Consider the following 13722-nt stretch of genomic DNA (forward strand, 5'->3'; position numbering starts at 1 on the left):
CTCTCTATATAACGTTCGCCAGGCTCAAACACCTTTTAAACAAACGATTACGCACGAACTTCAAGCAGAGCAGCTTCAAGTGCCGTTTCAAATCGCTGAATCACTTGCTGGCATTGTTGGTCATCAATAATCAGCGGAGGCAATAAACGAATGACATTACCCCGGCGCCCGCCCCTCTCCAGAAGCAGTCCCTGTTTGAAGCATTGCTGCTGGATGGCGACGGAAAGTACCGGGTCCATAGGAAAATGCCCGAGACGATCTGCCGGCTGGCGTTCGTCGACGATCTCAATGCCGAGCATCAGGCCCCGACCGCGCACCTGACCCAGGGCCGGATACCGTTGGCGCAAACCGTTAAGCTGATCCTTGAGCCATTGACCGCGTCGTTCGGCCTGGGCCTGAAGCTGTTGATGCTTGAGCGCCTGCAGCGTTGCAAGCCCGGTGGCCATGGCCATCTGGTTGCCACGGAAGGTGCCGGCGTGATTGCCCGGTTCCCAAGCGTCGAATTCGCGCTTGATGCCCAGCACCGCCATCGGCAGACCGCCACCTACCGCCTTGGACATGACAATGATGTCCGGCTCGATTTGCGCATGCTCGAAGGCAAACATCTTGCCGGTGCGACCGAAACCGGCCTGCACTTCATCAAGAATCAGCAGGATCCCGTGCTTGCGCGTGACGTCACGGATCGCACGCAGCCAGCTGTCCGGCGCGCAGTTGACCCCGCCCTCGCCCTGCACTGCCTCGACGATCACGGCTGCCGGCAAGGTGACCCCGCTCTCGACATCCTCGATGAACTGGGTGAAGTAATGGGTCAGCGCCTCGGTGCCAGCCTCACCGCCCAAGCCGAACGGGCAGCGGTACTCATGGGGATACGGCATGAATTGCACGCCGGGCATCAGGCCGGCGACGGCGTTCTTCGGCCCGAGGTTGCCGGTCAGGGCCAGCGCGCCGTGCGTCATGCCGTGGTAGGCACCGGAAAAACTGATGATGTTGTGGCGACCGGTGAACGTTTTGGCCAGTTTCAGCGCGGCTTCTACCGCATCCGCCCCCGAAGGACCGCAGAATTGCAGGCAGTAACCCTCGCCCTGCCCCGGCAACAGGCTCAGCAGGGTTTCACTGAAAGCGTCCTTGACCTCGGTCGTCAGGTCCAGGGTGTGCATCGGCAGGCCGGAAGCCAGAAAGCTGCCGATACTGTCCATGATGGCCGGGTGATTGTGCCCGAGCGCTAGCGTCCCGGCACCGGCCAGGCAATCCAGATAGGTCTTGCCTTCGACATCCGTTACCCAGACACCGCTTGCCTTGGCAATGGCCAGAGGCAACTTGCGCGGATAACTTCGAACATTCGATTCAAACTTTCCCTGTCGCACCAAATAGTCGGCATTGGTCTTTTGCAGAGGACTAATGTGCAATGCGCCATCATTCAACATCGGATTACCCTCGGTCAATTTCGATATGAAAACTATTCCCATCAACTAATTCATGCAACAGGCAGTTGGCAATTTTTTGGAATATTTACATAACGATATTTTCTGTTTAAAAACCTACGCGCACAACAAATTGCAAGTCGTTAAACCCGAACAAAAATCAACTGATGCGCCATGATATGGCCATACTTTTTTCATGCAACGCTCAACTTTTTATTATCTTTATTAGCAGTAATTCATTGCACAGTATCGGGATAACTACTGAGTAGTGTTGTTCATAGAGTTCCTTGCTTCGTGAAATACCTTCAGAACATTCCTGCGCTGCCCTTCCATGGGCCAGGTTCCTCGTTTCAGAAGTCGACGGTTGCCGAAAGCAGATAGGTTCGTGGTGTCGAAAGCGTCAGCCCTGGCTCGCTGTCATCGGACGCACCGGCGGAGCTCCAGTAGCGTTTGTCCGCGACGTTTTCGATGTTGGCTCGCAGGGTGATGTTCTTTTCGTCGACTTTGAACGCGTAGCGCGCACCCACGTCGAAGCGCTCCCAGGCATCGATCTGCTTGTCGTTGGACTGATCCAGGTATTGCGAGCTCGAGTAGATGCCACGCCCGGTCAGAGTCAGGCCCTGCACGTTCGGTACGTCCCATTCCGCGCCGAGATTGACGTTGAATTTCGGGGTCGCCGGTGCGCGGTTGCCATCGAACGTGCCGTTGGTGGTGTGGGTCAACTCACTGTCGATGTACATGACACCGCCGAGCAGACGAAAACCCTGGAGGGGTTCGCCGAACACCGTCAGTTCCACGCCATCGTTCTGGCGTTTGCCGTTGGGGCCGAAGACCCGGGTCACCGCATTGGTCTCGTAGGCCGGTTGCTTGATCCGGAAGACTGCGGCGGTCAGGCCGAACGAACCGGCGTCATACTTTGCGCCTACCTCGACCTGACGGCTGATGAACGGCGGGAAGATTTCGTCTTCGTTCACCGACGTCGACGGTGCGATCTTGCCCTGGCTCAGGCCTTCCATGTAGTTGGCGTACAGCGACAGTTTGTCGGTGGCCTTGAACAGGATGCCGCCGGATGGCGAGACTTTTTCTTCATCGTAGGCGGTGTCGCCTTTGACATCGTCGCTCCAGTCATCGACCTTCACCCTTTGCCAGCGGGCGCCCAGCGTCAGCAGCAAGCGATCATCGAAAAAGCCCATCGTGTCGGCGAGCGCTACACCACTGAAACGGTTTTCGGTATAGACCTCCGGATCCTGTCGCGTCGGACGCACCGGAGTTGGCGTTTCAACGGGGTTGTAGAGATTGCTCGGGGAGGCCGCATAGCGCGCACCACCGTTCTCGAAGTCCATGTAGAAGTAGCTGGCGGCGAGATTGATTTCATGGCTCACCGGCCCGGTATGGAACCAGTTGCGCACCCCGGCCGTAGCGGTACGGACGTTTTCGTCACGGGTGAAATCCCGAGGCTGGACGCTGAAGTCGCCTTTGTCGTTGGTGACCGCTACCGCGTGCCGAAGGAAATCATGATTGCTTTTGCGTACACCGACTCCGCCGTACAACAGGGTGGAATCATTGACGTCGAACTCGGCATTCACCGTTCCGAACGTATCCTTGGTACGGGCCTTGCTCCAGGGCTGCGCATAGTTGTGTCTGACTTCACTGGCACTCGGGACGCGGGCATTGGCACCGACCTGCACGCGCTCCTGCGGGGCGTCGGTATCACGTTCGGTACGGCCGACGTCGGTGGAAAGACGCAGGCGTTCACCGCGAAAATCCAGCCCCAGCACGGCCATGTCACGGTCGACGCTCTGATGATCCCACTCGGTGTCACCGGACTGCTTGACCCCGTTGAATCGGAGGCCGAACTGATTGTCTTCGCCAAAGCGCCGCCCGACATCCACGGCGCCGCCAATTTGGTTGTTGGACGCGTAATTGGCGGTCAGCGAAGTGATCGGCTTGTCGGTTGCGCGCTTGGGCACCACGTTGATGCCGCCGCCGACGCTGCCCCGTGGCGAAATGCCGTTGATGAGCTGGGTCGGGCCTTTGAGGATGTCGACGCGGTCAGCCATTTCCATGTCGATCGTGTAAGTCGGCAAGACCCCGTACAGACCGTTGTACGCCACATCGCTGTTGAACAGACTGAAACCGCGAATGGTGAACTGCTCGTAACGCCCGCCGGCCGGGTTGGTGGCGCGGACCGAGGGATCACTGGCAATCAGGTCACCCAGGGTGCGGGCCTGCTGGTTCTTGACCGCCTCGCTCGTGTAGGTGGTCATGCTGAACGGCGTTTCCATGAAATCGCGGGAACCCAACAGGCCTTGCGAACCACGGCGCGCCACCTGGCCACCCGCATATACGTCGCCGCCGGTTTCGTCGTTGGCGCCGAGAATCGAAGTCGGTGCCAGTTGCAGGCTGCTGCCTTCCGGTGCCGGCATCAGGATATATGCCTGCTCGCCGACCGGTTGCAGTTGCAGGCCGGAGCCCGCGAGCAAACGGGCGAAGCCTTCCTCGACACCATACTCGCCGGACAGGCCGTTGCTGCTGCGACCGCTGACCAGCGCCGGATCCACCGACAGGTTGACCCCGGCCAGCCCGGCAAACCGGGTCAGTGCGGCGCTCAGACTGCCGGCGGGCACCTGGTAGCTGCGACGAGCGGCCTCGTCCGCCCAGCTCACCGGCATCAACAATGGACTGGCACTCAGGCTCAGCATGAGGCTCAACTGCAACAACGGACGCAAACGACTCGGGAATACTGCGGGCATTGGAAGAAGCTCTCGTTTTTTGTTCACTTACCTGGAATGACCGGCGAGGCGAAAAAAAGGGACAGGCTTCAGGCAATATTTTTTCGAGGAACCAGCGTGACCCAGAATCGGGTGCGCGATTGCACGTCCAGCGGCAGGCTGGCGGCCAGCAGTGACAGGATGCGGTCGGTGTTGTCGAGGCGGAAACTGCCGGTAACCCGCAAGCTTTCCAGCGCAGGTTCCCAACGCAAAAGGCCGGGGCGATAACGACCGAGTTCACGCAGGAACTCACCGAGCGGCTGATTCTGTGCCATCAGCACCCCGTCACGCCATCCGGGCAGCAGCGCATCGAACGCACCGACGGCCCCTGCACCATTGGCCTGCAGGCTCACTTGCTGTCCGGCGTTCAGCAACATTTCAGGGCCTTGCAGCGGTTGCAGGCGCACCGCACCGCTGACGACCGACACGCGGCAATCGCGCTCGTTGAGACGCACACACACTTCACTGCGACTGACGATGATCCGGCCATAAGGCGCCTGAATGGTCAGTGGTGCGGTTCCGGGTACGTTGAGCGCCATTTCGCCGCGCACCAGGGTCAGCAGGCGAGCACCGAGGTCGATGTTCACGGCGCTCGCGGTATTGAGTTGCAAGGTACTGCCGTCGGCCAGGGGAATGCGTTTGTGTTCGCCGGTGCCGGTCTGCAAGTCGGCGCGCCAGACATCCAGCGGCAGCTGGCGCCCGATCAGCCATGCAGTCGGCACCAGCGCCGCCACCCCAAGCGCCCGTTTGAGTGCGGCACGGCGAGCAGGATCAGGACGATCAAGCGTGGCCATCGCCAATACCGACGGCAAGCCGAAAAAACGCTGACGCAGCATCTGCGCCTTTTGCCAGGCATGCTCGTGACTACTATGGCTGTTGCGCCAGTTCTGCAGGCGCGCCTGATCGTCCTGGGTAGCCTCGCCGGACTCCAGCAATGTCAGCCACTGCGCAGCCGCCCGGGCAATCTCGCGGGCTTCGCTGGAAGGTGCCGCGCGCATCACCAGTCCACCAGCAGGCAATGCTCATAGGCTTGGGCCATGTAGCGTTTGACCGTACGTTCGGAAACTTGCAGGCGTTCGGCGATTTCGCGATAGCCCAGGCCTTCGAGCTGGCTCCACAAAAATGCGCGACGAACTTCCCGGGGCAAACCGTCGAGAAGTTCATCGAGCGCCTGGAGGGTTTCGAGCACTACCCAGCGCTGCTCGGGGGACGGGACACAGTCTTCAGGCAAGTGGGCCAACGCGTCCAGATAAGCTTTTTCCAGACTGCGTCGGGTATAGAAATTACTCAGCAGGCGTTTGCCGACGGTCAACAGATAGGCGCGCGGTTCGCGCATTTCGGCGACGGGTTGTGAACTGCACAACACCCGCATGAACGTGTCCTGACTCAGATCCGCCGCATCCCACGCGTTACCCATGCGCTTTCGCAGCCAGTTTTCCAGCCAGCCTCGGTGGTCTCGGTACAAGGTGTGTAGGCTGTGCTCCGGTGGCGTCGCTGCTTCAATCATCTCAAGAGACCCTGCGCGAAGGATATAAATGAGACTGATTCTAATTAATGTTTCACTGCGAAACCAAGCCCTTTTCTGTTGGATAAATCGCAAATATCGGTAGGAACACGGCTTAGGAAGGCGCAAAGCCCCGAATTTTTTCCTACACACCCGGCACGGCCACCAAAGCCGCGACGACCTCGCTCGACCCGCTGGCGCACCTGTTTCCCTGCGCAGCGCTGGAATAACAGGTGCTGAGCGTCAGCCTAAAGCGCCTTGTCGAAGCGGAACGAAGCCCCATAAGCCGAGGCAGGCAGGTGATTGGAGTGATCTGCCCTTAACCGCGAACGGAAGGTGCCGCTTTGTGGCTGATTCCGGTACAGCCCACGCTTTTGCAGTTCGGGAATGACCAGTTCGACACAGTCCTCAAGACTGCCTGGGCTGATCAGCGGGTTGAGCATATAGCCGCTGGTGCCGGATATTCGCGCGTGCTCTTCGATGCGATCGGCGACTTGCTGCGGTGTATCGACCAGAATCAGGTCGCTGCCACGAGTAACGCTGGCGAAGCGCTTTTTCACATCACCCGTCGTCAGCGGCTGACCACTGCCATCAGGGCGCATCACGTAAGAGGTCAGGCCTTCGGTGTGCGTCGATAGTGCATCGCTGTCGGCGTAGCGGCTGATGTCGATGCCGGTGTCGCCGGCGTAACTGACCAGTTGTGCCTGCAAGTGATAGGTGCTTTGCAACTCGTCGTATTTACGCTGGGCTTCGATTTCGGGCGAAGGACTTAATCTCCAAGCCCGACCAGACCTGGATAACAAATAACTTGTACGATGTCCTATCACAGGCTATTACTGCGTCTCCAAAAAAAATAAAACCACGGAGATCGCGACATGGACTCATCCCTGTCCGCCAAGCCTGACAACCTCGAACAGGTAAAAGGCAATACACGCCGCAGCTTCCTGAAGAAGTCCCTCGCTGTTTCCGCCACGCTCGCCACCGGCAGCGCCTTGTTGCCCAGTCTCTCTGAAGCTGCCGAACCATTGAGTCAACGCTACCCGGATCCACTGATTCATATCCTCGACGACAGCTTCCTCGACCTGCGTATTTTCAACGCCAGTGTGGAAAAGCTCGCCACCGGCATGCGCTGGGCCGAAGGACCGGTCTGGGTCGGTGATGGCCGCTATTTGCTGGTCAGCGACATCCCCAATAATCGCATCATGCGTTGGGACGAAATCACCGAGACCTTCACTGTGTACCGTGAACACTCGAACTTCTCCAACGGAATGTGCCGGGATCGCCAAGGGCGTCTTATCGTCTGCGAAGGCTCTACCACCACCAGCGAAGGCCGCCGCGTCACACGCACCGAATACAACGGCACGATCACCGTGCTGGCCGACAGCTTTGATGGCAAGCCCTTCAACTCGCCCAACGACATCGTCTGCAAAAGTGACGGATCGATCTGGTTCACCGACCCGCCATTCCAGACCGGCAACAACTACGAAGGCCACAAAATCACCCCGAGCCAACCCCACGCCGTTTACCGCATCGATGGTGAGAGCAGAAAGGTCACTCGGGTGATCGACGACCTTAACGGCCCTAATGGCCTGTGCTTCAGTCCCGACGAAAAAACCCTGTATGTCGTCGAAGGCCGCGCCAAACCCAATCGCTTGATCTGGGCAATTGCCGTGAAGGAAGACGGCACACTGGGCGAGCGCCGCAAGCACATCGAGGGGCTGGACTACGCGGCAATCGACGGTATCAAGTGCGACGAAGCGGGCAACCTGTGGTGCGGCTGGGGCGGCAATGGTGATCCCAGGGCCGATCTGGAAAAACTCGACGGCGTGCGTGTTTTCAATCCACAGGGCAAGGCCATCGGCCATATTTCGCTGCCAGAGCGCTGCCCGAACCTGTGCTTCGGGGGGCGCGAAGGGAACAGGTTGTTCATGGCAAGTAGTCACTCGATCTACTCGCTTTTTGTGAATACTCGCGGGACTACGTTTGCTGTGTAAAAACGCCGTTCATCTCGCGATCGCTTCGTGAGCATCGAAACAATATCTCGCCGCGCAGCCAGGGATGCGTATGCCACTGGCGAATGGAGTCTTCAAGGAATGTTGGGAAGATCATTCTGACAATGCACCCGGAAGATTCGCCGTAACACACCAGCAGCGTTCAAGGATGAACATTCATTCATCGAAAACAGGCTTCGATGCGTCTAGTCTGCGGGTTACGACATAGTGACTACAGGAGTAACCCACCATGTTCTCGCACGAAAGCCTCCCGCTGATCATCCTCTTCACCATCCTGCTGATTGGCGTACTGACCGCCATCCTCCATCCCGTACATGCGTTCCATAGCTGGCTTCAGAGACGCCGGAAAAGATCATCCGCCGAAGTTGTCAGCAAGGCGGATTCACGCTGACGTGCAAAACTGGCCCGGATGAATCCGGGCCTTTTTCTGCGTGCAGGCAATGGCGCCAGGCAGCGCACGGATCAATATTCGCCCCTCTCCCCTCTCCCCTCTCCCCTCTACACAAGAAAAGCTTCACGCTGTGAAGTGAGTCTTCCTCTCTACACGAAAAAATGCCGCTTCATTGTCAGCTGGCATTTTTCCGCCTATCTTGATTAAAACCTATACAAACGCATTATCCGCGTACAATTTATTTTGCTACGGATACGCTCCCACGCGAGATTCCGTCACGAGATACCTTAATGAGACGCCTATAACCCTGTACGCACCCCTCACTGCGTACAAGAAAAAACTTCGAACGTTCTCCCTCAACACCTGCGATCAGGGAGCAAGGCAATGACTCGATTACTGCTGTTACTGGCACTGATGCTCAACCTCGCAAGCTGCAGCAACGTGGATGTCACACGTTATGCCGATCAACAACCGGCACTGAGTCTGGAGCGCTTTTTCAGCCAGCCCGTCAAAGCCTGGGGGATATTTCAGAAGCCCGGCGGCGAAGTGACCAAGCGTTTTGAAGTCACGATCGTCAGCCGTCGCGAAGGCAACAACCTGATTCTCGATGAGCGCTTCCTGTACAGCGACGGCACCCGCCAGCACCGCGTATGGACATTGACGCCCGAGGGCCCGGGACGCTGGAGCGGTCGCGCCGGCGATGTGATCGGCGCTGCCCAGGGCCAGATTGCCGGGAACGCCGTGCACTGGGTTTATCGCCTGAACCTGGCGGTCGACGATTCGACCTATGAAGTGAGCATGGACGACTGGATGTACCTGATGGACGAGGACACGTTGATCAACCGCACCAGCATGTCCAAGTTCGGTGTGGAAGTCGGTCAGGTGACCTTGTTCTTCCGCCGCCAGGGCACCGAAGCAAGCCAATGAACCGCACAACCCCAGAGCTTGATTGAATGAACGTTACCCGCCGCTTGTGCCTGGTACTGGGCGACCAGTTGTCGTTCGACCTGGCCTCCTTACAGGCACTCGATGCCGAGCACGACACTGTGTTGCTGGTTGAGGTCATGGAAGAAGCCAGCCACGTGGCCCACCATCCACAGAAGATCGCCCTGATCTTCAGCGCCATGCGCCATTTCGCCCAGGCGCTGCGAGACCAGGGTGTGCGTGTTGAGTACGTCACTCTTGATGATCCGGAAAACAGCGGTTCGGTGCCGGGTGAATTACATCGCTGGCAAGCGCTGTTGCAGGCCGAGCAAGTGCACGTCACCGAGTGTGGCGACTGGCGGCTGGAGCACTCGATGAAGGAATGCGGCTTGCCGATTCACTGGCACGCCGATAGGCGCTTTCTGTGCAGTCGCGAAGAGTTCGCCGCCTGGGCCGAGGGCAAAAGACAGCTGCGCATGGAGTTTTTCTATCGGGAGATGCGCCGCAAGAGCCGGTTGCTGCTCAATGGCGATGGCTCGCCGGTGGGTGGCGCGTGGAATTTCGATGCGGAGAATCGCAAGGCCCTGCCCAAAAGCGTGAAAGCCCCCTACCCCGCGCGCTTCAATAACGACGCCATCACTTGCGAAGTACTGGCACTGGTCAAGGCGCGTTTCAGCCACCACTACGGTGCGCTCGATGAATTCAACTATCCCGTCACCCATGCCGATGCACAGGCACTCTGGGCGTACTTTCTCGATTACGGTCTGGCCGGGTTTGGCGATTACCAGGACGCCATGGCCAGTGATGAGCCGTTTCTGTTCCATGCCCGCATCAGCGCGGCGCTCAACATCGGCCTGCTGGATCTGCGCAAGTTGTGCAGCGACGTGGAATCGGCGTACTGGTCCGGCAGCGTTGCGCTCAATGCCGCCGAAGGCTTCATTCGGCAACTGATTGGCTGGCGTGAATATGTACGGGGCGTGTACTGGCTGAAAATGCCTGATTACGCGCTGGGCAACTCGTTCGGCAACACCCGGGCATTGCCCGAGTTCTACTGGACCGGCGATACGCAGATGAACTGCATGCGCCACGCCATCGGACAAAGCTTGCAGCATGCCTACGCACATCACATTCAGCGGCTGATGGTCACCGGCAACTTCGCCCTGCTCGCCGGCATCGCGCCGAGCCAGATCTGCGAGTGGTATCTGGCGATCTACATGGACGCCTTTGACTGGGTCGAGCTGCCCAACACCCTAGGCATGGTCATGCACGCCGATGGCGGTTATCTCGGTTCCAAACCCTATTGCGCCAGCGGCCAGTACATCAATCGCATGTCCGATTACTGCCGCGGTTGCGCGTACAAGGTCAGCGAAAGCACGGCAGACAATGCCTGCCCGTTCAATGCGCTGTACTGGCATTTCCTGATGCGCCACGGTGAGCTGCTGCGCGGCAACCAGCGCATGGCCATGATGTACAAGAACCTCGACCGCATGCCGCAGGCCAAGCAAGAGGCACTGTGGCAACGCGGCCAGTCGCTGCTGGCCCGCCTGGATAACGGGGAATCGATCTGAATTCAGCGTTCGCCCGACGCTGCCTTGCTCCGCCAGTGAAACTTACCGCCGACGCCACCGGTCAACGGATCAGCAGCCACAAGGAGCAACACATGGTGACTTTCCTGATTTTCCTGATCGCCTGCGGTGCGGCCGCAACCACCGGCATGGTTTTCAAGCCCGGCCAATGGTACGCGCAGCTCAACAAACCGAAGTTCACCCCGCCCAACTGGGTGTTTCCGGTGGCGTGGACGACGATCTATCTGCTGCTGGCCTGGGTCGGCTACCGTTTGACGCTGATTCCCGGCAGCGAAATGGTCCTGGCGTTGTGGGCGGCACAGATTGCCTTGAACACGCTGTGGACGCCGGTGTTTTTCGGTGCGCAGCGGATCGTTGCGGCGATGGTCATTCTCGTGCTGCTGTGGCTGGTGGTAGCAGCGATGGTGGTCCTGACCTTGCGCCTGGATGTGATCACCGGGTTGATTCTGTTTCCTTATCTGGCCTGGCTGTGTGTCGCTGCGGCGCTTAATTTCTCGATCATGCGCAACAACCGAGCGAGTTAGTAGGCGCTAGTCACAGGGACGCCGAGCGCTTCAACGTCTCGCTCGGCAATTCCTTGAACATCGCCCGGTAACTGCTTGAAAAACGGCCCAAATGCCAGAACGACCAGTTCATCGCGACCTCCGCCACCGTCGTATCTGCCGGTGAACGTTTGAGCAATTCCCGCCGCGCACTGTTGAGCCTGCGCAAACGCAGCCAATGGCTCGGCGACATCCCGGTGTACGCCTTGAACGTCTGCTGCAACTGGCGCAGGGAAACCCCGGCCACCCGCGACAGTTCAAGCAGATTGAGGGTTTCCTCCGGTGAATCCGCCGCCCACTCCCCCACGCGCTTGAGGGTGATTCGCTCTTCGGCGCGACGCTGCAAACCACCGCCGTCCAGGCATACGCTTGCGTTGTCGAGGATGAACAGGCAGTCCTCAAGCAACTGTTGGGTCAGTGCTTCTTTGCTTGGCTGATCAAGGGTTTGCGACAACTTTGTGAGGGTCGAGCTTAACCAGCGACTGAACAATCCGTTCTGCGCGCCATTGAGCGGCGCCATGAACAAACCTTCCAGCCTGGCCACGTCGAGGCCGTTGCGCTGGACGAATTCCGGGCCGAACACCACGGCGATTTCCTGGTAGTTCTCCGGGGTGATCCAGATGTTGCGGCTCTCTTCGTTGAGCAGATAGAGCGCGTTGTCGCTGCGATCGAAACAGAACGCCAGCGACCCTTCCGGCGCGCTGAAATTCTGCTCGACCCGGGTGTTCATCTGTTCTTCGTAAACCTCGACACCCTGCAAATCCAGATAGCGGATCTGCCCGGCGAAATGCCCCGGCGACATCTGCTGGTAATGCTGAACCCAACCCGGCGTGGCGCGGATCTGTTCGGTGACGTCGGCGGTGTTGAAAGCTTGAACCTGTAGCGGATTACACGTTGTCATGGGAGACCTTGCGCACTCTTTTGGTGCGCTTTGGTGCTGCTGAAAGTGGATAGATGGAACGTCAAGGCCCGCCCAAGATAGTCGTCAACGCGCCACAGGGGAAGCCTGCGAAAGATGAAATCGCTTTTCCCCCGCGTCAACAAAACCAACGACGAGGTCTTTATGAATGCCCCTTTCGATCAGCTGTTCACGTGGCTGAAAGATCACAAGATTACCGAAGTGGAATGCGTGGTCAGCGACCTGACCGGCATCGCCCGCGGCAAGATCGCACCGACCAACAAGTTCCTGCATGAGCGAGGCATGCGCCTGCCGGAAAGTGTGCTGCTGCAAACGGTAACCGGGGATTTTGTCGACGACGACATCTACTATGACCTGCTCGACCCGGCCGACATCGACATGGTCTGCAAGCCGGTGAGCGACGCGGTGTACGTGGTGCCATGGGCCATCGAACCGACGGCCATCGTGATCCACGACACCTTCGACAAGTTCGGCAACCCGATCGAACTGTCGCCGCGCAACGTGCTGAAGAAAGTCCTCCAGCTGTACACCGACAAGGGCTGGAAGCCGATCGTGGCACCGGAAATGGAGTTCTACCTGACCCAGCGCTGCGAAGACCCGGACTTGCCATTGAAGGCACCGCTGGGCCGTTCCGGTCGCGCCGAAAGCGGTCGTCAGTCGTTCTCCATCGACGCCGCCAACGAATTCGATCCGCTGTTCGAAGACGTCTACGACTGGTGTGAACTGCAAGGCCTGGACCTGGACACGCTGATCCACGAAGACGGTCCGGCGCAGATGGAAATCAACTTCCGTCATGGCGACGCGCTGGATCTGGCCGACCAGATCACCGTGTTCAAGCGCACCCTGCGTGAAGCCGCGCTCAAGCACAACGTGACCGCGACCTTCATGGCCAAGCCGATCGGCGATGAGCCCGGCAGCGCCATGCACCTGCACCAGAGCGTGGTCGAGATCGCCAGCGGCCAGCCGATTTTCGCCAACGCCGACGGCAGCATGAGCGACCTGTTCCGCCATCACATCGGCGGCCTGCAGAAGTACATCCCGAAAGTGCTGCCGATGTTCGCGCCGAACGTGAACTCGTTCCGCCGCTTCCTGCCGGACACCTCGGCACCGGTCAACGTCGAATGGGGCGAAGAAAACCGCACCGTCGGCCTGCGGGTGCCGACCTCCGGGCCTGAGGCGATGCGGGTTGAAAACCGTCTGCCCGGCGCTGACGCCAACCCTTATCTGGCCATCGCCGCGAGCCTGCTGTGCGGCTACATCGGCATGGTCGAAGGCATCGAACCGAGTGCCGCCGTCGAAGGCCGGGCTTACGAGCGCCGCAACCTGCGCCTGCCGATCACCATCGAAGAAGCCCTGACCCAGATGGAAGAGTGCGACACCGTCGCGCAATACCTGGGCAGCAAATTCGTGCGCGGCTACGTCGCGGTGAAACGCGCCGAGCACGAAAACTTCAAGCGCGTGATCAGTTCCTGGGAGCGGGAGTTCCTGTTGCTGAGCGTTTAACCAACACCCACGAACCCTGTGGGAGCTGGCTTGCCAGCGATGGCATCGGCACAGTCAACATCTCTATCGACTGACCCGCCGCTATCGCTGGCAAGCCAGCGCCCACAAGGCACCGTGCTCACCTGAAAAATCCAATAATTCGAAGAGGT

At 59.0% G+C, this 13722-nt stretch carries 11 protein-coding genes and 1 pseudogene; 6 read left to right on the forward strand and 6 right to left on the reverse strand.

Annotated features, from left to right (window positions below; genetic code table 11):
• Positions 1–47 precede the first annotated feature (47 nt).
• The 5 genes and pseudogenes from KJY40_RS15445 to KJY40_RS15465 form a co-directional block, all read right to left on the reverse strand.
• Positions 48–1424 carry a diaminobutyrate--2-oxoglutarate transaminase gene (locus KJY40_RS15445; protein WP_230730976.1) on the reverse strand — a complete coding sequence of 459 codons (1377 nt, stop codon included), beginning with the start codon at positions 1422–1424 and terminating at the stop codon, positions 48–50.
• A 347-nt stretch (positions 1425–1771) separates the two neighbouring features.
• Positions 1772–4174, reverse strand: a complete 2403-nt coding sequence (locus KJY40_RS15450; RefSeq protein ID WP_230730977.1) for a TonB-dependent receptor — start codon at positions 4172–4174, stop codon at positions 1772–1774.
• A gap of 68 nt (positions 4175–4242) precedes the next feature.
• Entirely contained in the window at positions 4243–5190 is a 948-nt protein-coding gene (locus tag KJY40_RS15455) for a FecR domain-containing protein (RefSeq protein WP_230730978.1), read from the reverse strand.
• Positions 5190–5699: a sigma-70 family RNA polymerase sigma factor gene (locus KJY40_RS15460; RefSeq protein ID WP_230730979.1), complete on the reverse strand. Its 510-nt coding sequence runs from the start codon at positions 5697–5699 to the stop codon at positions 5190–5192. The genes KJY40_RS15455 and KJY40_RS15460 overlap by 1 nt, the downstream gene beginning before the upstream one ends.
• 245 nt (positions 5700–5944) lie before the next feature.
• Positions 5945–6454: pseudogene (locus tag KJY40_RS15465) on the reverse strand (LLM class flavin-dependent oxidoreductase); the annotation flags it as partial.
• Between the two features lie 117 nt (positions 6455–6571).
• Between KJY40_RS15465 and KJY40_RS15470 the strand changes: the two are divergent.
• The 5 genes from KJY40_RS15470 (at position 6572) to tspO (ending at position 11133) form a co-directional block, all read left to right on the forward strand.
• The gene (locus tag KJY40_RS15470; protein WP_230730980.1) at positions 6572–7690 is read left to right on the forward strand and encodes an SMP-30/gluconolactonase/LRE family protein; all 1119 of its coding nucleotides are present in this window, start codon (positions 6572–6574) and stop codon (positions 7688–7690) included.
• Between the two features lie 247 nt (positions 7691–7937).
• Complete coding sequence (locus KJY40_RS15475; RefSeq protein ID WP_230730981.1) at positions 7938–8099, forward strand: hypothetical protein; 162 nt, start codon at positions 7938–7940, stop codon at positions 8097–8099.
• Positions 8100–8483: 384 nt separating this feature from the next.
• Positions 8484–9026, forward strand: coding sequence for a DUF3833 domain-containing protein (locus KJY40_RS15480; protein ID WP_230730982.1), 543 nt, complete (start codon positions 8484–8486; stop codon positions 9024–9026).
• Positions 9027–9052: 26 nt separating this feature from the next.
• Complete coding sequence (locus tag KJY40_RS15485; RefSeq protein ID WP_230730983.1) at positions 9053–10591, forward strand: cryptochrome/photolyase family protein; 1539 nt, start codon at positions 9053–9055, stop codon at positions 10589–10591.
• Positions 10592–10683: 92 nt separating this feature from the next.
• On the forward strand, positions 10684–11133 hold the full coding sequence (gene tspO / locus KJY40_RS15490; RefSeq protein WP_230730984.1) for a tryptophan-rich sensory protein TspO: 450 nt from the start codon (positions 10684–10686) through the stop codon (positions 11131–11133).
• Positions 11134–11143: 10 nt separating this feature from the next.
• Here tspO and KJY40_RS15495 read toward each other — a convergent pair whose 3' ends face one another.
• Complete coding sequence (locus KJY40_RS15495) at positions 11144–12052, reverse strand: helix-turn-helix domain-containing protein (protein WP_179694886.1); 909 nt, start codon at positions 12050–12052, stop codon at positions 11144–11146.
• Between the two features lie 162 nt (positions 12053–12214).
• Between KJY40_RS15495 and KJY40_RS15500 the strand changes: the two genes are divergently transcribed.
• Positions 12215–13573 (forward strand): glutamine synthetase family protein, encoded by a 1359-nt coding sequence (locus tag KJY40_RS15500; protein WP_230730986.1) that lies wholly within the window; start codon positions 12215–12217, stop codon positions 13571–13573.
• The last annotated feature ends 149 nt before the right edge of the window (positions 13574–13722 follow it).

This window comes from Pseudomonas fitomaticsae (assembly GCF_021018765.1).
Classification (GTDB): Bacteria; Pseudomonadota; Gammaproteobacteria; order Pseudomonadales; family Pseudomonadaceae; genus Aquipseudomonas; species Aquipseudomonas fitomaticsae.